Raw genomic sequence first — 22,912 nt, forward strand, 5'->3', positions numbered from 1 at the left:
GTCAACGCACCGCCTGGGCGCCCTCCAGCCCCAGGAGTCGGCGCTTGCGCTCCGGGCCGCCCGCGTAGCCCCGCAGGGCCCCGTCCGCGCCGATCACCCGGTGGCACGGCCGTACGACCAGCAGTGGATTGCGCCCGATCGCCGTGCCCACGGCCCGCACCCCGGCCCCGGACGTGCCCACCCGCTCGGCGATCTGCCCGTAGGACACGGTCTCCCCGTACGGCACACCGTCCAGCGCGGCCCACACCCGTCGCTGGAAGTCGGTGCCCGCCACCTCCGTGTACGCGATGTCGAAACGGGTGAGCCGCCCCGCGAAGTACTCGTGCAGCTGGGCGGCGATCCCCGCGAAGGCATCCGGCGCGTGGATCCAGCCCTCCCGGACCACGGCGGCACCCTTCTGTCCGGGCAGGGAGAGCGAGGCGAGCGCGACCCCTCCGGCGGCGTCGGCGGCCTCCTCGCCGACCAGCAGCAGTTCGCCCAGCGGGCTGTCGGCCGTTGCGTACATGGTCATGACTCGTCCTCTCCACACTTCTCGCCCGTGCGGCCGTCACGCCGGGAACCGGCTCGATCGCCGCCCCGGCACGAACCGGTCTGCGTCCCCGGACCCGCCACGACCGGCGTTGTCCGGACATCACGCACCCCGGGTGCGGGGCGGCGGGGGACGCCCCGCACCCGGGGTGCGAGCGGACGGACCGACGTGCCGTCGGCGGGCCCTGACTACCGGTAGTTCACGAACTGGATCGCGAAGTCGAGGTCCTTGCCCTTGAGCAGCGCCTGCACGGCCTGGAGGTCGTCCCGGCTCTTCGAGCTGACCCGCAGCTCGTCGCCCTGGACCTGCGCCTTGACGCCCTTGGGGCCCTCATCGCGGATGATCTTCGCGACCTTCTTGGCGTTCTCCTGGGAGATGCCCTCCTCGATCGTGGCGAAGATCTTGTACTCCTTGCCGGACAGCTGCGGCTCGCCCGCGTCCAGCGACTTCAGCGAGATGCCCCGCTTGATCAGCTTGGACTGGAAGATGTCGAGGATCGCCTTGACCCGCTCCTCGCCGTTCGCCTGCATCAGGATCTTCTCGCCGGACCAGGAGATCGAGGCGTCGACGCCCTTGAAGTCGTAGCGCTGCGAGATCTCCTTGGCGGACTGGTTGAGGGCGTTGTCGACCTCCTGCCGCTCGACCTTCGAGACGATGTCGAAACTGGAGTCGGCCATGACGTGTGGCTCCTTGTATCGGGGGTGCTGGGAAACGGGGGATGCATACGCGCGGGCGCGGCCGTGTCGGGCCCGCCCGCCGGGGCAAAGCCTAACGACCTGGGGAACAGGAAGGGGTGGATCGGCGAGCGGTGCCCCGCGGCTTCGGATCCGAGGCGGAGTCGCAGGCCGTCGGGAGCCCGCTCGCTCGCGGACGACGGGACGGCCTCCGGTCATCCGCACCGGTTCGGACCGCTGATCAAACCGGTGGCGGAGCACCCCCGGTCATCGGGTATCGTTTACGTCGTTGCCAGGGAGCACCGCAGAAAAGCGGTTATCCACAGCAGCAAAACCCGGCGGTGTGCCCGAGCGGCCAAAGGGAGCAGACTGTAAATCTGCCGGCTTCGCCTTCCCAGGTTCGAATCCTGGCGCCGCCACACGACAAGGCCCCTGTCCCAGGACAGGGGCCTTCTCCGTATGTCCGCAGCGAGGATCGTGAACATGGAACCCGTACTGGTCAGTGCCTGTCTGCGCGGAGTGCCCTGTCGCTTCGACGGACGCGGCAAGGCGTCCGACGCGGTGGCCGAGGCCATCGGGGAGCGCCGCCCCGTCGGCTTCTGCCCGGAGGTCGCCGCAGGGCTGCCCACTCCGCGCCGTCCCGCGGAGATCGTCGGCGGCGACGGCCACGACGTGCTGGACGGTCGCGCCCGTGTTGTCGACGACGCCGGGCGCGACGTGACGCGGGAGTTCGTGGACGGCGCGGAACGCGCGCTGGAGGCCGCACGCGCGGCCGGGTGCACCGAGGCGCTGCTGATGGCGCGCAGCCCCTCCTGCGGACGCGGCACCGTCTACGACGGCACGTTCACGGGCGAGCTCCGCGCGGGCGACGGGGTCACCGCCGCCCTGCTGGAGCGCCACGGCATCACCGTCCGCCCGGCGCCGCGCGACTGAACCGGGCGGCAGCGGCCGTGAACGGCCGTACGGGGTCCGCCCCGTCGGGGCCGCCCCGTACGGCCCGTCGGCCCCGTGCGCACATGCCGGTGCGTCTCCCGGGGAGAGACGGCCCGCGCGCGGGCGCGCGGCTCAGTTCCCCGCCACGTCCTTCACCGCGACCGTCACCGGCACGTTCCCCGAGACGAGTTCCAGCGTCAGTCCCGCCGTCGCCGGGGTCTCCAGCAGTTCCAGCAGCGTCGCCGCCACGTCGTCGCGCGGCACCGGCCCGCGACCGGTCGACACGGCGAGCCGGACCAGTCCCGTGCCCGCGTCGTTCGTCAGCATTCCGGGGCGCAGGATCGTCCAGTCCAGCGCGGACCTGGCACGCACGTCCGCGTCCGCCGCGCCCTTCGCCCTCAGATACGCGTCGAACACCTCGCCGCCCGGGTGATCGGGGTCGGCGCCCATCGAGGAGACGACGACCATGCGCCGCACCCCCGCCCGCTCGGCCGCGTCCGCGAGCAGCACCGCCGCTCCGCGGTCCACGGTCTCCTTGCGCGGTGCGCCGCTGTTCGGGCCCGCGCCCGCCGCGAAGACCGCCGCGTCGGCGCCGCGCAGGACCTCCGCCACGACGTCCGCGGTGGCCGACTCCAGGTCCAGGACGACCGGTTCGGCGCCCACCGCCCGGAGGTCCTCGCTCTGTTCCGGATCACGGATGATGCCGACCGCCTCGTACCCGCGCGCGGCGAGCAGCCGCTCCAGCCGCAGTGCGATCTGACCATGTCCACCTGCGATGACAATGCGCATGTCCCGACCGTACGCCGCGGCGGGCCGCCGCGCTCAGGGCCCGCCGCAGGCGCCGGTGTCCGGCCGTCCCTGGCGGGGCAGGCCGAGGGCGACGACGGTCTCCGAGTCGCAGTACTCGCGCACCGCGCTGGTCCGCGCCACCACCCGGCCGCGGTGCACCACGATCCGGCTGTACGCGAGCGACAGCACGCCCGGGAGGTGGTCCCCGCGCACCGCGAGCAGTTCGGCCGGGAAACCGGCCTCCACCCGCACCTCGGGCAGCCCCATCGCCTGCCTGGCGGCCGAGGAGACCGCCCGGTACGCCTCGTCGGGGCGCATGTCGTTCTGCGAGGCCAGCAGGTAGGCGGCCTCCAGCGGGTCCCCGCGGCCCACCGGGTTGGCGACGTCCCGCAGCGCGCCGCTGCCCGCCGCGATCCGCACCCCGGCGGCCCGCAGCAGCCCGACCGGGGCGACGCCCCGGCCCTCCACCCCGCAGCAGCCGCCCTGCGGGAGGCAGATCACCGTCACCCCGGCCGCCGCGAGCTGGTCGGCGGCCCGGGTCGCGGCCTGGAGCGGCAGCCGGGCCAGACCCGCGCACGGGCCCACGCAGACCCCGGACCGCAGCCCGCCGGCCATGGTGGCCAGGCGGCCGAGCCGGGCCGGGTCGTCGCCGTCCGTGTGCAGGTCGACGGGGCAGCCCTGCTCGGCGGCGATCTCCAGGACCGCCTCGGCGTATCCCGCCGGGTCCGGGTCGAGGTCGGGGCAGCCGCCGACCGCGCAGGCCCCCATCTTCACCGCGTCGCGCAGCATGGCCAGATTGTCGGCGCCCGCGACGCCGGTGAGCAGCCGGGGCGCGGCGACCGGGGTCAGATCGACGAGGCCGCGCAGCGAGTCGCCGGCCCGCAGCACCGCTTCGAACGAGGCGAGGCCCTGGAGCGAACCGATCCGCACGTGGGCGCGGAGCGCGGTCGCGCCGTGGCCGAGTTGCAGCAGCGCGGCCTCGGTGGCGCGGCGCTGGACGTCCTGGGGGCTGTGCGAGACGGGGCCGGGGAGGCCGGGGCCGGGACCGTCGGCGGTGAGCGCGGTGTCGCTGTGGGTGTGGGGTTCGGCCGGGGCCGGGAGCAGCAGATGGCCGCGCAGGTCCACCCGCGCACCGGGGGCGGCCAGGCTTCCCGCCGTGCCGACGGCCTCGATGCGGCCGCCGCCGAGCCGTACGTCCACGACGCGGCCGTCGATCAGACGGGCGCCGCGGAGCACCAGGGTGCCGGTCTCGGCGGTGTCGGGGCCGGTGGACGCATCGACCGCGTCGGCGGCGTGGTCGTCGTGCGGCCACGGCTGGCTGTCGGGCATCGCGCTCCTGGAACGGGGACCTGAGAACGGAACAACGGGGCGGAGGTCACGCAGAGTGAGTCGAGCCTAGGGGGGTGTTCGGTCCGGTTCGAGGAGGAGCGAATTAGTCGTACCGGTGTGGCCCCGGGGGCGTCAGAGGCTGGGGATTACGGGTGGTGCGTTACGACCTGGGCAACAGGAGGGTGCCGGGAGCCCGCGCCCTCCTGCTCCCGGCGCCGTTGGTCACCGCGGGCGGCTTCCGGGGGATCGAGCCGCTGCTCAGGCGGTCGACGGGCGGTCCGGGAGCGGGGCGGCCGGGCACCCGAGCCGATGCGACGAAACGGATTTGGGGGATCGGCGACCGAGCGTGTAATGTCTTCCTCGCTCGCCCCAATAGCTCAGTCGGTAGAGCGTCTCCATGGTAAGGAGAAGGTCTGCGGTTCGATTCCGCATTGGGGCTCTGGTGATCGGAAATCCCCGCTTCGGCGGGGGGATCTGTCATCAAAGCGGTGTAGCTCAGTCGGTAGAGCAAGCGGCTCATAATCGCTGTGTCACCGGTTCAAGTCCGGTCACCGCTACTTACGGTAGCCGATTGTGGGGTCGGTCCTTCGATCGGCTACTCTTTTTTGCGTTCATCCGTCCATCCGTCCGTCCAAGGAGCACTCACGTGGCTGCCACCGACGTCCGCCCGAAGATCACGCTGGCCTGCGTGGAGTGCAAGGAGCGGAACTACATCACCAAGAAGAACCGGCGCAACAACCCGGACCGTCTTGAGATGAAGAAGCACTGCCCGCGCTGCAACTCGCACACCGCGCACCGCGAAACGCGCTGAATCAGGCTCGTACACGAGGCCGCCCCCGCTGGGGGCGGCCTCGTGTCGTTGTATGGGGGCTGTTGTTTCGGCCTTTTCTCTTTCACCAGGAGGTAGCGAGCCCATGGCGCTCGACCAGTCCTTCGTGGGGCGGACCTATCCGCCCACTCCGCCGTACGAAGTCGGCCGGGAGAAGATCCGCGAATTCGCCGAGGCGGTGGGGGACGCCAATCCGGCGTACGTCGACCCCGAGGCCGCCAAGGCGCTCGGTCACAGCGATGTGATCGCGCCGCCGACGTTCGTCTTCTCGATCACCTTCAAGGCCGCGGGACAGGTGGTGCGGGATCCGCAGCTGGGTCTGGACTACAGCCGTGTGGTGCACGGCGACCAGAAGTTCGCCTATGTGCGCCCGGTGCGTGCGGGGGACCGGCTGACGGTCACCTCGACGATCGAGGGCATCAAGTCGCTGGCGGGCAACGACATCGTGGACGTCCGCGGCGAGGTCCACGACGAGTCCGGTGAACACGTCGTGACCGCGTGGACGAAGCTGGTGGCGCGCGCCGCCGAGGAGGCGTGATGACGGCGAAGGTCGCTTTCGAGTCGGTCGAGGTCGGTACGGAGCTGCCGACGCAGTCCTTCCCGGTGACCCGGGCCACGCTGGTGCAGTACGCGGGCGCCTCCGGTGACTTCAACCCGATCCACTGGAACGAGAAGTTCGCCCGCGAGGTCGGGCTGCCGGACGTGATCGCGCACGGCATGTTCACCATGGCGGAGGCGATCCGCGTGGTCACGGACTGGGTCGGCGACCCTGGCGCGGTGGTCGAGTACGGGGTGCGGTTCACCAAGCCGGTCGTCGTGCCGAACGACGACGCGGGCGCCGTGATCGAGGTCGGTGCCAAGGTGGCCGTCCTGCTGGACGACAAGCGGGTGCGGGTCGACCTGACGGCCATGAGCGAGGGCAAGAAGGTGCTGGGCATGGCCCGGGCCGTCGTGCAGCTCGCCTGAGAACGACCGGTACGTCCGCGAGGGGTGCCGCCCCGACGGGTGGCACCCCTCGCGCGTGCTCCGGCGTACTTCTGTCCGCGGATGTCGTCGCCTCTCCTTGCCAAGTTAGTGATTGAGCACTAACTTCACGGCATGGCAAGAATGAGCGCAGAGGAGCGCCGCGAGAGCGTCATCCGCGCGGCGATCACCGAATTCGCCCGCGGCGGCTACGACGCCACCTCCACCGAGGCCATCGCCAAGCGCGTCGGCGTCTCGCAGCCGTACCTCTTCCGCCTCTTCCCCAACAAGCAGGCCATGTTCCTCGCCGCCGCCGAACGCTGCCTCGTGGACACCCGGAAGGTCTTCGCCGACGCCGCCGAGGGGCTGGAGGGCGACGAGGCGGTCTCGGCGATGGCCGCCGCGTACCAGCGCCTCATCGTCGACGACCCCGAGAAGCTCCGGATGCAGATGCAGACCTACGCCGCCGTGGCGAGCGCCGGGGCCGCGGGGGACCAGGAGTTCGGCGAGGCGCTGCGCACCGCGTGGCTGCGGATGTGGGACGAGGTCCATCTCGCCCTCGGTGCCGATGCTGAGGAGACGACCACGTTCTTCGCGTACGGAATGCTCATCAACACCCTGACCTCGCTCGGTTTCCCGGCCGGGCACCGGGTCTGGTCCGGGTTCTACGACTCGGCCAAGCCCATCTCCTGAACGGGGCGGTGCGGGTCTCCCGGACAGCGCCGCGCCCCCTTTGAACGGTGCTGCCGCGATCTCGCGAGCCCGGTCCCGGCCCGGTCTTCTGCCCGGCTCGACCGGGTTCCGGCCGGGGCGGGGCCCGCCCCGGCCTCCACAGGGGAACCGGTTTTTTCGCCCAGAGAAGTTAGTCATTGATAACTAACCCGCAGGGGGAGCAGTGAACAAGTCCACGACGGACCGCTCGCGAGCGGTCTGGACCCTCGTCATCACCAGCGTCGCCGCGTTCATGGCGGCTCTCGACAACCTCGTCGTCACCACCGCCCTGCCCTCCATCCGCAAGGGCATCGGCGGCGAACTGGCCGAGCTCGAATGGACCGTGAACGCCTACACCCTCACCTTCGCCGTCCTGCTCATGCTCGGTGCGGCCCTCGGTGACCGGTTCGGGCGCCGCAGGCTCTTCCTGGTCGGGCTCGCCGTGTTCACCGGAGCCTCCGCCGCCGCCGCGCTCTCGTCGGGGATCGACGAGCTGATCGCCTTCCGGGCCGTCCAGGGCGCCGGTGCCGCGATCATGATGCCGTTGACGCTCACCCTCCTCACGGCCGCGGTGCCGCCGGCCCGTCGTGGCGTCTCGCTCGGCATCTTCAGCGCCGTCACCGGACTTGCCGTGGCGGGCGGTCCGCTGATCGGCGGCAGCCTCACCGAGCACCTGTCCTGGCAGTGGATCTTCTGGGTGAACGTGCCGGTCGGGCTGCTCCTGCTGCCGGTGGCCCGACTGCGCCTCGCCGAGTCGTACGCGCCCGACGCGCGACTCGACATCCCCGGCACGCTCCTGGTCAGCGGCGGACTCTTCGGCATCGTCCACGGCCTGGTCAACGCCAACACCGACGGCTGGACCAGCGCCACCGTCCTCACCTCGCTGCTCGTGGGCGCCGCCCTCGTCGCCGGCTTCGTCCGCCACGGCTTCCGCGCCAAGCGCCCCATGCTGCCGATGCGGCTGTTCCGCAGCCGCGCGTTCCTCGGGATCAACGCGGCGAGTCTGCTGATGTTCCTCGGCATGTTCGGGGCGATCTTCCTGCTCAGTCAGTACCTCCAGGCCGTGCTGGGCTACTCGCCCACCGAGGCCGGTCTGCGGATGCTGCCCTGGACCGGGATGCCGATGCTGGTCGCGCCGATCGCGGGGATGCTCGCGGACCGGTTCGGAGGCCGCCCGGTGGTCGTCACCGGGCTCGCCCTCCAGGCCGTCGGCCTCGCCCTCTTCGCCATGGTCCTCGGGCCCGACGTCCCGTACACCCACCAGTTGCCCGGCCTGATCACCGGCGGCGTCGGCATGGCCCTGTACTTCGCGCCCGCCGCCGGACTCGTGATGTCCAGCGTCCGCCCCGCCGAGCAGGGCATCGCCTCCGGCACCAACAACGCCCTGCGCGAGGTCGGCGGCGCCCTCGGCATCGCGGTGCTCGCCACGGTCTTCTCCTCGCGGGGCGGATACGAGTCCGCGCAGTCCTTCACGGACGGCACCGTTCCGGCGGTGTGGATCGGCTCCGGCGCGGTGGCGCTGGCCGCCCTCGTCGCCCTGCTGATACCCGGGCGCCGCACGGAGCGGACGCCCGGCCCCGGGGTGGCCGACGACGCGGCCGGGGAGCGGATTCCGGTCGCCGTCTGAGCCCGGCCCGCCCGCCCCCGGGACCAGGGCCCCGCCCGAGCGGCGGGGCCCTGGGCGCCCCTGGAGACGGCTGCGGATGCCCGCAGGTCATCGGACCGTACTCTTGTCCCCGTGCAGGAACTTCACGATGCCCCACTCGCCCCCCTGACCACCTTCCGACTCGGCGGCCCCGCCGCCCGCCTCCGCACGGCGACGACCGACGCCGAGGTGATCGAGGCCGTGCGCGAGGCCGACGACACCGGCACCCCGCTCCTCGTCATCGGCGGCGGCAGCAACCTGGTCATCGGCGACGAGGGTTTCGACGGCACCGCCCTGCACATCGCGACCAGGGGCTTCGACCTGGACGGCACCTCGCTGGAACTCGCCGCCGGAGAGGTCTGGACGGACGCCGTCGCCCGCACCGTCGAAGCAGGTCTCGCGGGCATCGAATGCCTGGCCGGAATCCCGGGCTCCGCCGGGGCGACCCCGATCCAGAACGTCGGTGCCTACGGGCAGGACGTGTCCGCCACCATCACCGAGGTCGTCGCCTACGACCGGCGGGCCCGCGAGACGGTCACCATCCCGAACGCCGCGTGCGCGTTCTCGTACCGGCACAGTCGCTTCAAGGCCGAACCCGACCGTTTCGTGGTGCTCCGCGTCCGATTCCAGTTGGAGGACGCGGATGGTCTGTCCGCGCCGCTGAAGTACGCCGAGACGGCCCGCGCCATGGGTGTCGAGCAGGGCGAGCGCGTGTCCGTCGCGGCGGCAAGCGAGACGGTGCTCAAGCTCCGCGCGGGCAAGGGCATGGTGCTGGACCCCGAGGACCACGACTCCTGGTCGGCCGGCTCCTTCTTCACCAACCCGATCCTGGAGGCGGCGGAGTACGAGGCGTTCCTCGCCCGTGCCAGGGAGCGGCTCGGTCCCGAGGTCACGCCCCCCGCCTTCCCCGCGGACGGGGGACGCACCAAGACCTCCGCGGCCTGGCTCATCGACCGGGCCGGCTTCACCAAGGGCTACGGCACCGGCCCGGCCCGTATCTCCACCAAGCACACCCTGGCGCTCACGAACCGGGGCGGCGCCACCACCGAGGACCTCCTCGCGCTCGCCCGCGAGGTCGTCGCCGGGGTCCACGAGGCGTTCGGCGTCACGCTCGTCAACGAGCCGGTGACGGTCGGCGTGAGCCTCTAGCCGCCGCCCGGCGCGCTCCGGGCCGTACGCGTACGCCGGTCCCGGCGGCCCGTGTCCGGCGCGCTCCGGTCCGTACCGAGTGCGCCCGCTCCGTGCTCAGTACGCCACGCCCACGCCCTGCTTCACCGCTGCCGGATCGTCGACCAGCGCCAGCATCGCGTGGGCCACATCGGCCCGTGAGACGGTCCGGCCGCTGCGTGGACTGCCGCCGATCACTGTCCGGTACCTCCCCGTCAGCGGGCCGTCGGTGAGCTTCGGCGGCCGCACCGACGTCCAGTCCGTCGCGCTCGCGGCAAGCGCGGCCTCCATCCGGGTCAGGTCCGCGTAGACCTCCTTGAGGACCGCCCCCACCGCCTTGCGGACCAGCCGGTCCACCAGTGGGTCGTCGGCGGGCCGCGGACCGACCGGGGCGGCACTGACCACGACCAGCCGCCGCGTCCCCTCGGCCTCCATCGCCCGCAGCACCGACCGGGTCAGCTGCTCCGCCACGCCGTCGGCCCGTCGGCCGCGCGAGCCGAGCCCGGAGAGCACCGCGTCCCGGCCCGCCACCGCCTCGCGCAGTTCCTCCGAATCGTCCAGCCGTGTCACCGTGCGGACCCGCACCTCGGAGAGCCGGACGGGCAGCCGCGCCGGGTCACGGACCACCGCCGTCACCTCGTGGCCCGCCGCCACCGCCTGGCGGACCAGCTCCCGGCCGACGCCGCCCGTCGCGCCGAACACCGTGATCCTCATCGCGCACCCTCCCGAGGTGGGTAAGTATTCACTCACCCATAGGGTGAGCGGATACTCACCACCCCGTCAAGCACCTTCGGAGTCCACATGGAGCAGAGAGCGGAGCCGAGACCGGCCCGCGTCCGCATCCTCGACGCCGCCTACCGGTTGATGCTCACCATCGGGCTGGCCCGCGCCACCACCAAGGAGATCGCGCGAGCCGCAGGATGCTCGGAGGCCGCGCTCTACAAGCATTTCTCCGGCAAGGAGGAATTGTTCGTGGCCGTGCTCAAGGAGCGGCTGCCCAGGGTCGGCCCGCTGCTGGAGCGCCTGGCCGCCGCCCCGGAGGCCGGGGAGCGGACCGTCGAGCAGAACCTCACCGAGATCGCCCGCCAAGCCGCGCTCTTCTACGAGCAGAGCTTCCCGATCGCCGCCTCGCTGTACGCCGAACCCCGGCTCAGGGCGCGCCACCACGAGGCGATGCGGGAGCTGGGCACCGGTCCGCACCTGCCGATCCGCGGCCTGGACGCCTACCTGCGCTCGGAACAGCGGGCGGGCCGGATCCGGCCCGACGCGGACACCTATGCGGCGGCCTCGCTGCTGCTGGGGGCCTGCGCGCAGCGGGCGTTCGCCTACGAGGCCACGGAGGAGGGCGGCCCGCCGCAGTCCCTCGACGACTTCGCCGCCTCCGTGGCCGGGACGCTGATGCGGGGACTGGGCGGGTAGCCGGGCGTCGCGCCGGGCCCTCCCGTCCGGATCACGCCGGGCCCATCACGCACGCCCGCGGCGCTGTCGTCGGACGAGACGAAAGACCCTGAGCGGCAGGCTTCGCCAGCCAGGCGTCGATGCCCGCCAGAAGCTCCGTCCGGACCGTGTCCGGCGCCGCGGAGCCCCGCACCGACTGCCGGGCCAGCTCAGCGAGCTCCTCGTCGGTGAACGCGTGGTGGCGTCGCACCAGGTCGTACTGGGCGGCCAGCCGGGAGCCGAAGAGCAGCGGGTCGTCCGCACCCAGGGCCATCGGCACCCCGGCATCGAACAGAGTGCGCAGGGGGACATCGGCGGGCTTCTCGTAGACGCCGAGTGCCACGTTCGACGCCGGGCACACCTCGCAGGTCACCCCGCGCTCCGCCAGCCTGCGCAGCAGCCGCGGGTCCTCGGCGGCCCGTACGCCGTGCCCGATCCGGGCGGCGTCCAGGTCGTCCAGGCAGTCCCGCACGCTGGCCGGACCGGACAACTCGCCGCCGTGCGGGGCCGCCAGCAGGCCGCCCTCGCGGGCGATGGCGAAGGCCCGGTCGAAATCCCGGGCCATGCCGCGGCGCTCGTCGTTGGAGAGCCCGAAGCCGACCACGCCCCGGTCCGCGTACCGGACCGCCAGCCGGGCCAGCGTCCGGGCGTCCAGCGGGTGCTTCATCCGGTTCGCCGCGATGACCACCCGGATCGGCAGCCCGGTCTCGCGCGAGGCGGCGTCCACCGCGTCGAGGATGACCTCGATCGCCGGAATCAGGCCGCCGAGCAGCGGGGCGTACGAGGTGGGGTCGACCTGTATCTCCAGCCAGCCGGAGCCGTCCGCGACGTCCTCCCGGGCCGTCTCGCGCACCAGTCGCTGGATGTCCTCGGGCTCCCGCAGGCAGGAGCGGGCGATGTCGTAGAGCCGCTGGAAGCGGAACCAGCCGCGCTCGTCCGTGGCCCGCAGCTTGGGCGGCTCGCCGCCGGTCAGCGCCTCCGGCAGGTGCACGCCGTACTTGTCGGCGAGTTCCAGCAGGGTGGTGGGCCGCATCGACCCGGTGAAATGCAAGTGCAGGTGGGCCTTCGGCAACAGCCGTACATCACGCTCCATTCGAAGATCCTGCCGCATGCCCGGGGTCCGGCGGTAGCCGCTTTGCCAATCAGAGGTAAACCCCGAACAAACAACCGACCCCCGGCCGGAGCCGGGGGTCGGGCAGGAGGGGAATTCCGCTCCTGGTTACGCCTTGGCCTCCGCCAGCAGCTTCTGGATCCGCGACACGCCCTCGACGAGGTCGTCGTCGCCCAGGGCGTACGAGAGGCGCAGGTAGCCCGGCGTGCCGAAGGCCTCGCCCGGAACGACCGCGACCTCGGCCTCGTCCAGGATCAGCGCCGCCAGCTCGACCGAGGTGGCCGGACGGCGGCCGCGGATCTCCTTGCCGAGCAGCTCCTTCACCGACGGGTAGGCGTAGAACGCGCCCTCCGGCTCCGGGCACAGCACGCCGTCGATCTCGTTCAGCATCCGGACGATGGTGCGGCGGCGCCGGTCGAAGGCGGTGCGCATCTCGGCGACCGCGTCGAGGTTCCCCGACACGGCGGCCAGCGCGGCCACCTGGGCGACGTTGGAGACGTTGGACGTGGCGTGCGACTGCAGGTTGGTCGCGGCCTTGACGACGTCCTTGGGGCCGATCAGCCAGCCCACCCGCCAGCCGGTCATCGCGTACGTCTTGGCCACGCCGTTGACCACGATGCACTTCTCGCGCAGCTCGGGCACGAGCGCAGGCAGCGAGGTGAACTTCGCGTCGCCGTAGACCAGGTGCTCGTAGATCTCGTCGGTCAGCACCCACAGGCCGTGCTCGACGGCCCAGCGGCCGATCGCCTCGGCATCGGCCTCGCTGTATACGGCGCCGGTCGGGTTCGACGGAGAGACGAACAGGACGACCTTGGTGCGCTCGGTGCGCGCCGCCTCCAGCTGCTCCACGGAGACCCGGTAGCCGGTGGTCTCGTCGGCCACGACCTCCACCGGGACGCCGCCGGCCAGCCGGATCGACTCGGGGTAGGTGGTCCAGTACGGGGCCGGGACGATGACCTCGTCACCCGGGTCGAGGATCGCGGCGAACGCCTCGTAGATGGCCTGCTTGCCGCCGTTGGTCACCAGGATCTGGGAGGGGTCGACCTCGTAGCCGGAGTCGCGCAGCGTCTTCTCCGCGATGGCGGCCTTGAGCTCCGGGAGGCCCCCTGCCGGTGTGTAGCGGTGGTACTTCGGGTTGCGGCAGGCCTCGACGGCGGCCTCGACGATGTAGCCGGGGGTCGGGAAGTCGGGCTCACCGGCGCCGAAGCCGATCACCGGACGGCCGGCGGCCTTGAGGGCCTTGGCCTTGGCGTCGACGGCGAGGGTGGCGGACTCGGAGATGGCACCGACGCGGGCGGAGACCCGGCGCTCGGACGGAGAAGTTGCAGCGCTCATGGCTTCCATGGTTACAGACCGCCGGGCCCGTCGGCGCACGGGTTTCAGGGGCCGGACAAGGGTGCGAAACCAGGCGGACGGGATGCGGCCGGAAGCCGTCGCGGGCCAGCTGTTCGACGCCGGGCCGATCAGCACGTACACTCACCTGTCGTTGGCCTTCACCGCCGCACCGTTTCCCCACCCGGAACATCCGGGAAGATGCGGTAGGTTGGTGGAAACCACAAAGGGTCGTAGCTCAATTGGTAGAGCACTGGTCTCCAAAACCAGCGGTTGGGGGTTCAAGTCCCTCCGGCCCTGCTACACATTCCTTCGCCAGGAAGTGTGCGCATGTACGTACTTCAATGCACCGCCGTGCGGCTCGACCGGGCGCGGCACGGCCACGACCCGGAATCAGGTGAGAAGCGTGACGGACGCCGTGGGCTCCATCGACATGCCTGATGCCGAGGATGAAGTACCCGAGTCGAGGAAGAAGACCCGGAAGGGCGGCAAGCGCGGCAAGAAGGGCCCGCTGGGTCGCCTCGCTCTGTTCTACCGCCAGATCGTCGCAGAGCTGCGCAAGGTCGTCTGGCCCAGTCGTTCCCAGCTGACGACGTACACCACTGTGGTGATCGTCTTCGTCGTCGTCATGATCGGACTCGTGACCGTGATTGACTTCGGATTCCAGCAAGCCATCAAGTACGTCTTCGGCTGATCCCGCGGAGGGCGCCTTTTTGGCGCCCCTTTCGCATGTTCCACCCATTTGTATCCAGGAAGAAGCAGCCACCGTGTCTGACCCGAACCTGAACGACGCCGTCGAACCGACGGCGGGCGCCTTCGAGTCCGCCGAGGACGAGCTCGACATCGTCGAGGGAGCGGACGCCGAGGACCCGGACCAGGCCGAAGCTGCCGACGCCGCCGCGGGCGAGCCCGCCGAGGAGGCCGCCCTGCACACCGAGGGCGACGCCGACGCGGCTTCCGAGGACGACGGGGACGACGAGACCGAGGCCGAGGCCGAGGAGGAGGCCGCCCCGGTCGACCCCGTCGAGGCCCTGCGCGAGGAGCTGCGCGGCCTGCCCGGCGAGTGGTACGTCATCCACACCTACGCGGGCTACGAGAAGCGCGTGAAGGCCAACCTGGAGCAGCGCGCCGTCTCGCTCAACGTCGAGGACTTCATCTACCAGGCAGAGGTCCCCGAGGAAGAGATCGTCCAGATCAAGAACGGCGAGCGCAAGAACGTCCGCCAGAACAAGCTCCCGGGCTACGTCCTGGTGCGCATGGACCTGACGAACGAGTCCTGGGGCGTCGTCCGCAACACCCCAGGTGTCACCGGCTTCGTGGGCAACGCGTACGACCCGTACCCGCTGACGCTGGACGAGATCGTCAAGATGCTCGCCCCGGAGGCCGAGGAGAAGGCCGCCCGCGAGGCCGCCGAGGCCGAGGGCAAGCCGGCTCCGGCCCGCAAGGTCGAGGTGCAGGTGCTCGACTTCGAGGTGGGCGACTCGGTCACCGTCACGGACGGTCCGTTCGCGACGCTCCAGGCGACGATCAACGAGATCAACGCCGACTCGAAGAAGGTCAAGGGTCTCGTCGAGATCTTCGGCCGCGAGACCCCGGTCGAGCTCAGCTTCGACCAGATCCAGAAGAACTAGCGCCCGCCGCCAGTTTTCGGACATACGCCTACCGAGCAGGTCGGGCCGGTTTCGCAGCCGGTCTGACCTGCTCGGTTTTTGGTCGCGCAGCCATACCCGCTATCGTTGCGCGGTATGCCTCCGTCCGGATGACCGGATGGTGGCGAAACACTCTCACTAGGACCCGGAGAGAGCAATGCCTCCCAAGAAGAAGAAGGTCACGGGGCTTATCAAGCTCCAGATCAACGCCGGTGCGGCCAACCCGGCCCCGCCGGTCGGCCCCGCGCTCGGCCAGCACGGCGTCAACATCATGGAGTTCTGCAAGGCCTACAACGCCGCGACCGAGTCGCAGCGCGGCATGGTCGTGCCGGTGGAGATCACGGTCTACGAAGACCGTTCCTTCACCTTCGTGACCAAGACTCCGCCGGCCGCGAAGCTGATCCTCAAGGCCGCGGGCGTGGAGAAGGGCTCCGGCGAGCCGCACAAGACCAAGGTTGCCAAGCTGACGGCCGCCCAGGTCCGCGAGATCGCCACGACGAAGCTCCCCGACCTGAACGCCAACGACCTCGACGCCGCGTCGAAGATCATCGAAGGCACCGCCCGTTCCATGGGCATCACGGTCGAAGGCTGACTCAGCCCCTCACGTACGCAGTGGTAGGGCCAAGCGCTGGTCCGCACCACGACTCCACACCCTGAAACCACAGGAGCAGAAGTGAAGCGCAGCAAGAACCTCCGCGCTGCGGACGCCAAGGTCGACCGGTCGCGCAACTACGCGCCGCTCGAGGCCGTCCGTCTCGCCAAGGACACCGCGTCCACCAAGTTCGACGGAACCGTCGAGGTCGCGTTCTGCCTGGGTGTCGACCCGCGCAAGGCCGACCAGATGGTCCGCGGCACCGTGAACCTCCCGCACGGCACCGGCAAGACCGCCCGGGTCCTGGTCTTCGCGACCGGTGACCGTGCTGCGGCCGCGGAAGCCGCGGGCGCCGACATCGTCGGCGCCGACGAGCTCATCGACGAGGTGGCGAAGGGTCGTCTGGACTTCGACGCCGTCGTCGCCACCCCGGACCTCATGGGCAAGGTCGGCCGCCTCGGCCGCGTGCTCGGTCCGCGTGGTCTGATGCCGAACCCGAAGACCGGCACCGTCACCCCCGATGTCGCCAAGGCTGTCACCGACATCAAGGGCGGCAAGATCGAGTTCCGTGTCGACAAGCACGCGAACCTGCACTTCATCATCGGCAAGGTCTCGTTCGACGAGACCAAGCTGGTGGAGAACTACGCGGCGGCGCTGGAGGAGATCCTCCGTCTGAAGCCGTCCGCCGCCAAGGGCCGCTACATCAAGAAGGCCACCCTGGCCACCACGATGGGCCCCGGCATCCCGCTGGACGCCAACCGCACCCGTAACCTCCTCGTCGAGGAGGACCCGGCCGCCGTCTGAGCCCCCGCGCTCGACAGCATGCCGCGTCACGAGTGACATCGACGGGCCCCGCACCTCTTGAGGTGCGGGGCCCGTCCTCGTATTCGTACATACGATCCGGATGTGTCGGTGCTGTGCGTTAGCGTGAGGCTCCCGGAGCCGAACGAGGGGTGGAGAGACGGCATGAGGACCAGAACCGTGCGACGTGTGGGCCTGGCGGCGGCGCTGGCGACAGCGCTGATATCGGTCACGTCGTGCAGCGGTGCCGCCACCGCCGACCTGGTGGCCGCGCTGCGGAAGATCGAGAAGAAGACCGACGGGGTCAGCTCGGCGAAGGTCGAGGGAACCATCGAGATGGGTGACCTCATGTCGATGAAGCAGACCGGTGTGGTCGGCTGGGCCGACGGCCTGTCCGGCAGCATGAAGATCACGTACACCGGCGGCAGCATGGCCGACGTCGTGAAGCAGAACGGCGGCAGCGGGACCATGGAGGCCCGCTACTACGCGGACGGCTACGCCGTGAACATGGGCGACGCCTTCGCCCAGCAGTCCGGCGGCAAGCACTGGATCAGCTACCGGTACGCCGACATGGCGAAGCTCGCGGGCGCCTCCGGCGAGGTGATGAAGCAGCAGATGCAGAGCGCCGCGCCCAACCAGGGAGTGCGCTCCCTGCTGGCCTCCGGCGACATCAAGAAGGTCGGCGAGGAGGACGTGCGCGGCGTCTCCACCACGCACTACTCGGGCACCCTCGACGTCGCCGAGCTGACCGGGAAGGACTCCGGGCTCGACGACAAGCAGCTCGCCGAGCTGAAGCAGCAGCTGAGCGAGGCAGGGATCAGCACCGAGCAGGTCGACATCTGGGTCGACAAGAACGACCTGCTGATCAAGAAGACCGAGCGGGCCCGGATGAAGACCGGCGAGATGAACGTGACGATGTACTACAGCGACTACGGCACGAAGGTCTCGGTGGAGAAGCCCCCGGCCGGCGACACCGCCACGTTCGCCGACGTGATGAAGCAGCTGGAGAAGTCCGTCGCGCGGGCCGGCTGAGTCCGGCGCCGGAGCGGGCACGGACGGATTTGCCCGCCGCGACGTCCGTCGCGTACTCTCCTACAGAAGCCAAAGACCGCTGGTCGTCGCTGTGCCCTTGCAAGGGGGAAAGCGACCGAAGGATCCGTCGAGTACGGACGACCCGCGCAGGTGACTGTGGAGAGTTCCCGGAGACCATCCGGTTGAGCTACGCCCTGGCCCCTGCGCCGGGGCGTTCGTCTTTCCCGGCCCCTTCTGAGCGGTCCTCATCACCCGGAAGGAGGCCGACGCTCATGGCAAGGCCCGACAAGGCTGCCGCGGTAGCCGAGCTGACGGACCAGTTCCGCAGCTCGAACGCCGCCGTGCTGACCGAGTACCGGGGTCTCACCGTGGCCCAGCTCAAGGAGCTGCGCCGTTCGCTCGGTGAGAACGCCCAGTACGCCGTGGTGAAGAACACGCTGACCAAGATTGCGGCCAACGAGGCCGGGATCACGTCGCTGGACGACCACTTCAGTGGTCCGACGGCGGTTGCCTTCATCACCGGTGACCCGGTGGAGTCGGCGAAGGGTCTTCGTGACTTCGCCAAGGACAACCCGAACCTCATCATCAAGGGCGGTGTCCTTGATGGCAAGGCGCTGACCGCCGATGAGATCAAGAAGCTCGCGGACCTCGAGTCCCGCGAGGTTCTGCTCAGCAAGCTGGCCGGTGCTTTCAAGGGCAAGCAGTCCCAGGCTGCCTCGCTCTTCCAGGCGCTGCCGTCGAAGCTCGTCCGCACCGTGGACGCGCTGCGCGCCAAGCAGGCCGAGCAGGGCGGTGCCGAGTAATTCGGCTCGCGCACTGACCACCGCCGTTCGGCGGAGGTCGTAGCGGGCCGAACGTACGCCCGCCTCACATGTACATCCGGCACCAGCCGAATTAGTGGAAGGACGCCATCATGGCGAAGCTCAGCCAGGAAGACCTGCTCGCGCAGTTCGAGGACATGACCCTCATCGAGCTCTCCGAGTTCGTGAAGGCCTTCGAGGAGAAGTTCGACGTCACCGCTGCCGCTGCCGCGCCGGTCGTCGTCGCCGGTGGTGCCGCTGGTGGCGCCGCCGAGGCCGTCGAGGAGAAGGACGAGTTCGACGTCATCCTCACCGGTGCCGGCGAGAAGAAGATCCAGGTCATCAAGGTCGTGCGTGAGCTGACCTCGCTGGGTCTGAAGGAGGCCAAGGACCTCGTCGACGGCACCCCGAAGCCGGTCCTCGAGAAGGTCGCCAAGGACGCCGCCGAGAAGGCTGCCGAGTCCCTCAAGGCCGCCGGCGCCTCCGTCGAGGTCAAGTGACTCAGGGAGTCGACTGACTCCTCGGGGAGCCCGTGCCGCACGGCACGGACGACCGTCACGCGAAGGGCGATCACCCATCGGGGTGGTCGCCCTTCGGCGTACCCGGGACGGCTGCCTTGCTCTTCCGGCGGCGACGAGTATGGTGATCATCGCCGTTGCCTCCCGGGGCGCGGTCGGCCGGTGCCGGGAGGCGGCCGGGGTGCCGTCCCGGCAGGGGGCCTTGACGAACCGCACTCGGCGCGCAATTCTCAGGACGCGTCAGCACATCGATCCGAATCCGAGGCATGGATCGTGGCCGAAGAGGGCAGTAAACAAGAGCGCAGCACGCGCGTAACCCATAGGTGTTGAGAACAAGCTGGTGAGAGCGACGTGGGTCTCTGAGAACCCCCACTGGACATCAGTGTGCCGTTTGGCTACACTGTCCCTTTGCGCTGCCTGTTAGCTGCCTCCTGTCCGTCACCAGAGGCATGCCCACGCTTGAGCACCGACGATCAACCGTCTCTGACCTGGTCTTATTCGGCCGAATCAGGAACCGACCGTCTCGGCGTCCAGCTTGGGACCGGTACGCGCGTAGTGAGTCCGAGCCCTCGGAAGGACCCCCTCTTGGCCGCCTCGCGCAACGCCTCGACCGCGAATACGAACAACGGTGCCAGCACCGCCCCGCTGCGCATCTCCTTTGCAAAGATCAAGGAGCCCCTCGAGGTTCCGAACCTCCTCGCGCTGCAGACCGAGAGCTTTGACTGGCTCCTCGGCAATGCCGCCTGGAAGGCTCGCGTCGAGGCTGCTCTGGACAGTGGACAAGACGTCCCCACCAAGTCCGGACTGGAGGAGATCTTCGAGGAGATCTCTCCGATCGAGGACTTCTCCGGGTCGATGTCGCTGACGTTCCGCGACCACCGCTTCGAGCCCCCGAAGAACTCGATCGACGAGTGCAAGGAGCGCGACTTCACGTACGCCGCCCCGCTCTTCGTCACGGCCGAGTTCACCAACAACGAGACCGGCGAGATCAAGTCCCAGACGGTCTTCATGGGCGACTTCCCGCTCATGACCAACAAGGGCACCTTCGTCATCAACGGCACCGAGCGTGTCGTCGTGTCGCAGCTGGTCCGTTCGCCGGGTGTCTACTTCGACTCCTCCATCGACAAGACGTCCGACAAGGACATCTTCTCCGCCAAGATCATCCCGTCCCGGGGTGCCTGGCTGGAGATGGAGATCGACAAGCGCGACATGGTCGGTGTCCGCATCGACCGCAAGCGCAAGCAGTCCGTCACCGTTCTCCTGAAGGCTCTCGGCTGGACGACCGAGCAGATCCTCGATGAGTTCGGCGAGTACGAGTCCATGCGCGCCACCCTGGAGAAGGATCACACCCAGGGCCAGGACGACGCGCTGCTCGACATCTACCGCAAGCTCCGCCCGGGCGAGCCGCCCACCCGCGAGGCCGCCCAGACGCTGCTGGAGAACCTCTACTTCAACCCGAAGCGCTACGACCTCGCCAAGGTCGGCCGCTACAAGGTGAACAAGAAGCTCGGCGCCGACGAGCCGCTGGACGCCGGCGTGCTCACCACCGACGACGTCATCGCGACCATCAAGTACCTGGTCAAGCTGCACGCCGGTGAGATCGAGACGGTCGGCGAGTCCGGCCGCACGATCGTCGTCGAGACCGACGACATCGACCACTTCGGCAACCGCCGCCTGCGCAACGTCGGCGAGCTCATCCAGAACCAGGTCCGCACGGGTCTCGCCCGTATGGAGCGCGTCGTGCGCGAGCGCATGACGACCCAGGACGTCGAGGCGATCACGCCGCAGACCCTGATCAACATCCGGCCGGTCGTCGCCTCCATCAAGGAGTTCTTCGGCACCAGCCAGCTGTCCCAGTTCATGGACCAGAACAACCCGCTGTCCGGGCTGACGCACAAGCGTCGTCTGTCCGCGCTCGGCCCGGGTGGTCTCTCCCGTGAGCGGGCCGGCTTCGAGGTCCGTGACGTGCACCCGTCCCACTACGGACGCATGTGCCCGATCGAGACCCCCGAAGGCCCGAACATCGGTCTGATCGGTTCGCTCGCCTCGTACGGCCGCGTCAACGCGTTCGGCTTCATCGAGACCCCGTACCGCAAGGTCGTCGACGGCCAGGTCACCGACGAGGTCGACTACATCACCGCCGACGAGGAGGACCGCTTCGTCATCGCCCAGGCGAACGCGACCCTCTCCGAGGAGCTGCGCTTCACCGAGCCCCGCGTCCTGGTCCGCCGCCGTGGCGGCGAGGTCGACTACGTGCCGCCGGCCGAGGTCGACTACATGGACGTCTCGCCGCGCCAGATGGTGTCCGTCGCGACCGCGATGATCCCGTTCCTGGAGCACGACGACGCCAACCGTGCCCTCATGGGCGCGAACATGATGCGCCAGGCCGTGCCGCTCATCAAGTCCGAGGCCCCGCTCGTGGGCACCGGCATGGAGTACCGCTGCGCCACCGACGCCGGTGACGTGCTGAAGGCCGAGAAGGACGGTGTGGTCCAGGAGGTCTCCGCGGACTACATCACCGTGACGAACGACGACGGCACGTACACCACGTACCGCATCGCCAAGTTCATGCGCTCCAACCAGGGCACCTCGGTCAACCAGAAGGTCGTCGTCTCCGAGGGCGACCGGGTCGTCGCCGACCAGGTCCTCGCCGACGGTCCGGCCACCGAGAACGGCGAGATGGCCCTCGGCAAGAACCTGCTCGTGGCGTTCATGCCGTGGGAGGGTCACAACTACGAGGACGCGATCATCCTGTCGCAGCGCCTCGTGCAGGACGACGTCCTCTCCTCGATCCACATCGAGGAGCACGAGGTCGACGCCCGTGACACCAAGCTCGGCCCCGAGGAGATCACCCGGGACATCCCGAACGTCTCCGAGGAGGTCCTCGCCGACCTCGACGAGCGCGGCATCATCCGCATCGGTGCCGAGGTCGTCGCCGGTGACATCCTCGTCGGAAAGGTCACGCCCAAGGGCGAGACCGAGCTGACCCCCGAGGAGCGTCTGCTCCGCGCGATCTTCGGTGAGAAGGCGCGCGAGGTCCGCGACACCTCGCTGAAGGTCCCGCACGGCGAGATCGGCAAGGTCATCGGCGTCCGCGTCTTCGACCGCGAGGAGGGCGACGAGCTGCCGCCCGGCGTGAACCAGCTGGTCCGCGTCTACGTCGCGCAGAAGCGCAAGATCACCGACGGTGACAAGCTCGCCGGCCGTCACGGCAACAAGGGCGTCATCTCGAAGATCCTGCCGATCGAGGACATGCCGTTCCTGGAGGACGGCACCCCGGTCGACATCATCCTCAACCCGCTGGGTGTCCCGTCCCGAATGAACCCGGGACAGGTCCTGGAGATCCACCTCGGCTGGCTCGCCAGCCGCGGCTGGGACGTCTCCGGCCTCGGTGACGAGTGGGCCAAGCGCCTGCAGTCCATCGGCGCCGACCAGGTCGCGCCCGGCACCAACGTCGCCACCCCCGTCTTCGACGGTGCGCGCGAGGACGAGATCTCCGGTCTCTTCGAGGCCACGATCCCGAACCGCGACGGCAACCGCCTGGTGCAGCCCTCCGGCAAGGCCAAGCTGTTCGACGGCCGCTCCGGCGAGCCGTTCCCGGACCCGGTCTCGGTCGGCTACATGTACATCCTCAAGCTGCACCACCTCGTCGACGACAAGCTGCACGCGCGTTCGACGGGTCCGTACTCCATGATCACCCAGCAGCCGCTGGGTGGTAAGGCCCAGTTCGGTGGACAGCGCTTCGGTGAGATGGAGGTGTGGGCCCTTGAGGCATACGGCGCCGCATACGCCCTCCAGGAGCTCCTGACGATCAAGTCCGACGACGTGACCGGCCGCGTGAAGGTCTACGAGGCCATCGTCAAGGGCGAGAACATCCCCGAGCCCGGCATCCCCGAGTCCTTCAAGGTGCTCATCAAGGAAATGCAGTCGCTCTGCCTCAACGTGGAGGTGCTGTCCTCGGACGGCATGTCCATCGAGATGCGCGACACGGACGAGGACGTCTTCCGCGCGGCGGAGGAGCTCGGTATCGACCTGTCCCGGCGCGAGCCGAGCAGCGTCGAAGAGGTCTGA

23 protein-coding genes and 4 tRNA genes are annotated in these 22,912 nt (G+C 69.8%); 20 read left to right on the forward strand and 7 right to left on the reverse strand.

Annotated elements, in window-relative coordinates; genetic code table 11:
* Window position 1: 1 nt before the first annotated feature.
* Together ACFC79_RS09155 and ACFC79_RS09160 are read right to left on the reverse strand one after the other, a co-directional pair.
* Window positions 2-511 (reverse strand): methylated-DNA--[protein]-cysteine S-methyltransferase, encoded by a 510-nt coding sequence (locus ACFC79_RS09155; protein ID WP_376237205.1) that lies wholly within the window; start codon window positions 509-511, stop codon window positions 2-4.
* A gap of 206 nt (window positions 512-717) precedes the next feature.
* Window positions 718-1,206: a YajQ family cyclic di-GMP-binding protein gene (locus tag ACFC79_RS09160; RefSeq protein ID WP_376237208.1), complete on the reverse strand. Its 489-nt coding sequence runs from the start codon at window positions 1,204-1,206 to the stop codon at window positions 718-720.
* Between the two features lie 334 nt (window positions 1,207-1,540).
* Here ACFC79_RS09160 and ACFC79_RS09165 point away from each other — a divergent pair.
* Window positions 1,541-1,622, forward strand: a tRNA-Tyr gene (locus ACFC79_RS09165).
* 64 nt (window positions 1,623-1,686) lie between these two features.
* Window positions 1,687-2,136, forward strand: a complete 450-nt coding sequence (locus tag ACFC79_RS09170; RefSeq protein WP_376237211.1) for a DUF523 domain-containing protein — start codon at window positions 1,687-1,689, stop codon at window positions 2,134-2,136.
* 132 nt (window positions 2,137-2,268) lie between these two features.
* Here the strand turns inward: ACFC79_RS09170 and ACFC79_RS09175 are convergent, their stop codons facing one another.
* Both ACFC79_RS09175 and ACFC79_RS09180 read right to left on the reverse strand, forming a co-directional pair.
* Window positions 2,269-2,925, reverse strand: a complete 657-nt coding sequence (locus tag ACFC79_RS09175) for an SDR family oxidoreductase (RefSeq protein WP_376237214.1) — start codon at window positions 2,923-2,925, stop codon at window positions 2,269-2,271.
* Between the two features lie 33 nt (window positions 2,926-2,958).
* Window positions 2,959-4,254, reverse strand: coding sequence for an amidohydrolase family protein (locus tag ACFC79_RS09180; RefSeq protein WP_376237217.1), 1,296 nt, complete (start codon window positions 4,252-4,254; stop codon window positions 2,959-2,961).
* Between the two features lie 366 nt (window positions 4,255-4,620).
* Between ACFC79_RS09180 and ACFC79_RS09185 the strand changes: the two genes are divergently transcribed.
* From ACFC79_RS09185 to ACFC79_RS09220, 8 genes are all read left to right on the forward strand, one after another.
* Window positions 4,621-4,693: transfer RNA gene (locus tag ACFC79_RS09185), tRNA-Thr, on the forward strand.
* Window positions 4,694-4,738: 45 nt separating this feature from the next.
* A tRNA-Met gene (locus ACFC79_RS09190) sits at window positions 4,739-4,811 on the forward strand.
* Window positions 4,812-4,900: 89 nt separating this feature from the next.
* On the forward strand, window positions 4,901-5,065 hold the full coding sequence (rpmG, locus tag ACFC79_RS09195; protein ID WP_003956487.1) for a 50S ribosomal protein L33: 165 nt from the start codon (window positions 4,901-4,903) through the stop codon (window positions 5,063-5,065).
* Between the two features lie 103 nt (window positions 5,066-5,168).
* On the forward strand, window positions 5,169-5,621 hold the full coding sequence (locus ACFC79_RS09200) for a MaoC family dehydratase N-terminal domain-containing protein (RefSeq protein ID WP_376237220.1): 453 nt from the start codon (window positions 5,169-5,171) through the stop codon (window positions 5,619-5,621).
* Entirely contained in the window at window positions 5,621-6,049 is a 429-nt protein-coding gene (locus ACFC79_RS09205; protein WP_376237223.1) for a MaoC family dehydratase, read from the forward strand. Before ACFC79_RS09200 ends, ACFC79_RS09205 begins: the two co-directional genes overlap by 1 nt.
* A gap of 141 nt (window positions 6,050-6,190) precedes the next feature.
* Window positions 6,191-6,739: a TetR/AcrR family transcriptional regulator gene (locus tag ACFC79_RS09210; RefSeq protein ID WP_376237533.1), complete on the forward strand. Its 549-nt coding sequence runs from the start codon at window positions 6,191-6,193 to the stop codon at window positions 6,737-6,739.
* A 202-nt stretch (window positions 6,740-6,941) separates the two neighbouring features.
* Window positions 6,942-8,384, forward strand: coding sequence for a DHA2 family efflux MFS transporter permease subunit (locus ACFC79_RS09215; protein WP_376237226.1), 1,443 nt, complete (start codon window positions 6,942-6,944; stop codon window positions 8,382-8,384).
* 111 nt (window positions 8,385-8,495) lie between these two features.
* Window positions 8,496-9,551 (forward strand): UDP-N-acetylmuramate dehydrogenase, encoded by a 1,056-nt coding sequence (locus tag ACFC79_RS09220; RefSeq protein ID WP_376237229.1) that lies wholly within the window; start codon window positions 8,496-8,498, stop codon window positions 9,549-9,551.
* Between the two features lie 96 nt (window positions 9,552-9,647).
* Here the strand turns inward: ACFC79_RS09220 and ACFC79_RS09225 are convergent, their stop codons facing one another.
* Entirely contained in the window at window positions 9,648-10,283 is a 636-nt protein-coding gene (locus tag ACFC79_RS09225; protein ID WP_376237231.1) for an NAD(P)-dependent oxidoreductase, read from the reverse strand.
* An 87-nt stretch (window positions 10,284-10,370) separates the two neighbouring features.
* On the opposite strand from ACFC79_RS09225, the gene ACFC79_RS09230 reads away from it, so the two are divergent.
* Window positions 10,371-10,988 carry a TetR/AcrR family transcriptional regulator gene (locus tag ACFC79_RS09230; RefSeq protein ID WP_376237233.1) on the forward strand — a complete coding sequence of 206 codons (618 nt, stop codon included), beginning with the start codon at window positions 10,371-10,373 and terminating at the stop codon, window positions 10,986-10,988.
* A gap of 31 nt (window positions 10,989-11,019) precedes the next feature.
* Here ACFC79_RS09230 and ACFC79_RS09235 read toward each other — a convergent pair whose 3' ends face one another.
* Both ACFC79_RS09235 and ACFC79_RS09240 read right to left on the reverse strand, forming a co-directional pair.
* A complete protein-coding gene (locus tag ACFC79_RS09235) occupies window positions 11,020-12,099 on the reverse strand; it encodes an adenosine deaminase (protein WP_376237236.1) in 1,080 nt (359 codons plus the stop codon).
* A gap of 126 nt (window positions 12,100-12,225) precedes the next feature.
* Complete coding sequence (locus tag ACFC79_RS09240) at window positions 12,226-13,452, reverse strand: pyridoxal phosphate-dependent aminotransferase (protein ID WP_376237237.1); 1,227 nt, start codon at window positions 13,450-13,452, stop codon at window positions 12,226-12,228.
* Window positions 13,453-13,676: 224 nt separating this feature from the next.
* On the opposite strand from ACFC79_RS09240, the gene ACFC79_RS09245 reads away from it, so the two are divergent.
* The 9 genes from ACFC79_RS09245 (at window position 13,677) to rpoB (ending at window position 22,912) form a co-directional block, all read left to right on the forward strand.
* A tRNA-Trp gene (locus ACFC79_RS09245) sits at window positions 13,677-13,749 on the forward strand.
* 106 nt (window positions 13,750-13,855) lie between these two features.
* Window positions 13,856-14,143 carry a preprotein translocase subunit SecE gene (gene secE / locus ACFC79_RS09250; protein ID WP_376237240.1) on the forward strand — a complete coding sequence of 96 codons (288 nt, stop codon included), beginning with the start codon at window positions 13,856-13,858 and terminating at the stop codon, window positions 14,141-14,143.
* Between the two features lie 73 nt (window positions 14,144-14,216).
* Window positions 14,217-15,080, forward strand: coding sequence for a transcription termination/antitermination protein NusG (gene nusG, locus ACFC79_RS09255; protein ID WP_376237241.1), 864 nt, complete (start codon window positions 14,217-14,219; stop codon window positions 15,078-15,080).
* A gap of 175 nt (window positions 15,081-15,255) precedes the next feature.
* Complete coding sequence (gene rplK / locus ACFC79_RS09260; protein ID WP_073786749.1) at window positions 15,256-15,690, forward strand: 50S ribosomal protein L11; 435 nt, start codon at window positions 15,256-15,258, stop codon at window positions 15,688-15,690.
* Between the two features lie 81 nt (window positions 15,691-15,771).
* Window positions 15,772-16,494: a 50S ribosomal protein L1 gene (rplA, locus tag ACFC79_RS09265; RefSeq protein WP_376237244.1), complete on the forward strand. Its 723-nt coding sequence runs from the start codon at window positions 15,772-15,774 to the stop codon at window positions 16,492-16,494.
* 162 nt (window positions 16,495-16,656) lie between these two features.
* Entirely contained in the window at window positions 16,657-17,523 is an 867-nt protein-coding gene (locus ACFC79_RS09270; RefSeq protein WP_376237247.1) for a hypothetical protein, read from the forward strand.
* Between the two features lie 272 nt (window positions 17,524-17,795).
* On the forward strand, window positions 17,796-18,326 hold the full coding sequence (gene rplJ / locus ACFC79_RS09275) for a 50S ribosomal protein L10 (RefSeq protein ID WP_376237248.1): 531 nt from the start codon (window positions 17,796-17,798) through the stop codon (window positions 18,324-18,326).
* Between the two features lie 110 nt (window positions 18,327-18,436).
* The gene (rplL, locus tag ACFC79_RS09280) at window positions 18,437-18,823 is read left to right on the forward strand and encodes a 50S ribosomal protein L7/L12 (RefSeq protein WP_376237250.1); all 387 of its coding nucleotides are present in this window, start codon (window positions 18,437-18,439) and stop codon (window positions 18,821-18,823) included.
* Between the two features lie 603 nt (window positions 18,824-19,426).
* Window positions 19,427-22,912 carry a DNA-directed RNA polymerase subunit beta gene (gene rpoB / locus ACFC79_RS09285; protein ID WP_376237253.1) on the forward strand — a complete coding sequence of 1,162 codons (3,486 nt, stop codon included), beginning with the start codon at window positions 19,427-19,429 and terminating at the stop codon, window positions 22,910-22,912.

The organism is Streptomyces sp. NPDC056061, assembly GCF_042266885.1.
GTDB lineage: Bacteria > Actinomycetota > Actinomycetes > Streptomycetales > Streptomycetaceae > Streptomyces.

Coding starts and splice junctions, on each gene's coding strand:
- ACFC79_RS09230 (WP_376237233.1), top strand. CDS start 10,371: ATGGAGCAGAGAGCGGAGCCGAGACCGGCCCGCGTCCGCATCCTCGAC.
- ACFC79_RS09200 (WP_376237220.1), top strand. CDS start 5,169: ATGGCGCTCGACCAGTCCTTCGTGGGGCGGACCTATCCGCCCACTCCG.
- rplL (WP_376237250.1), top strand. CDS start 18,437: ATGGCGAAGCTCAGCCAGGAAGACCTGCTCGCGCAGTTCGAGGACATG.
- ACFC79_RS09205 (WP_376237223.1), top strand. CDS start 5,621: ATGACGGCGAAGGTCGCTTTCGAGTCGGTCGAGGTCGGTACGGAGCTG.
- ACFC79_RS09155 (WP_376237205.1), bottom strand. CDS start 511: ATGACCATGTACGCAACGGCCGACAGCCCGCTGGGCGAACTGCTGCTG.
- ACFC79_RS09235 (WP_376237236.1), bottom strand. CDS start 12,099: ATGGAGCGTGATGTACGGCTGTTGCCGAAGGCCCACCTGCACTTGCAT.
- ACFC79_RS09180 (WP_376237217.1), bottom strand. CDS start 4,254: ATGCCCGACAGCCAGCCGTGGCCGCACGACGACCACGCCGCCGACGCG.
- ACFC79_RS09240 (WP_376237237.1), bottom strand. CDS start 13,452: ATGAGCGCTGCAACTTCTCCGTCCGAGCGCCGGGTCTCCGCCCGCGTC.
- ACFC79_RS09170 (WP_376237211.1), top strand. CDS start 1,687: ATGGAACCCGTACTGGTCAGTGCCTGTCTGCGCGGAGTGCCCTGTCGC.
- rplK (WP_073786749.1), top strand. CDS start 15,256: ATGCCTCCCAAGAAGAAGAAGGTCACGGGGCTTATCAAGCTCCAGATC.
- ACFC79_RS09175 (WP_376237214.1), bottom strand. CDS start 2,925: ATGCGCATTGTCATCGCAGGTGGACATGGTCAGATCGCACTGCGGCTG.
- ACFC79_RS09270 (WP_376237247.1), top strand. CDS start 16,657: ATGAGGACCAGAACCGTGCGACGTGTGGGCCTGGCGGCGGCGCTGGCG.
- ACFC79_RS09210 (WP_376237533.1), top strand. CDS start 6,191: ATGAGCGCAGAGGAGCGCCGCGAGAGCGTCATCCGCGCGGCGATCACC.
- ACFC79_RS09225 (WP_376237231.1), bottom strand. CDS start 10,283: ATGAGGATCACGGTGTTCGGCGCGACGGGCGGCGTCGGCCGGGAGCTG.
- ACFC79_RS09160 (WP_376237208.1), bottom strand. CDS start 1,206: ATGGCCGACTCCAGTTTCGACATCGTCTCGAAGGTCGAGCGGCAGGAG.
- rplJ (WP_376237248.1), top strand. CDS start 17,796: ATGGCAAGGCCCGACAAGGCTGCCGCGGTAGCCGAGCTGACGGACCAG.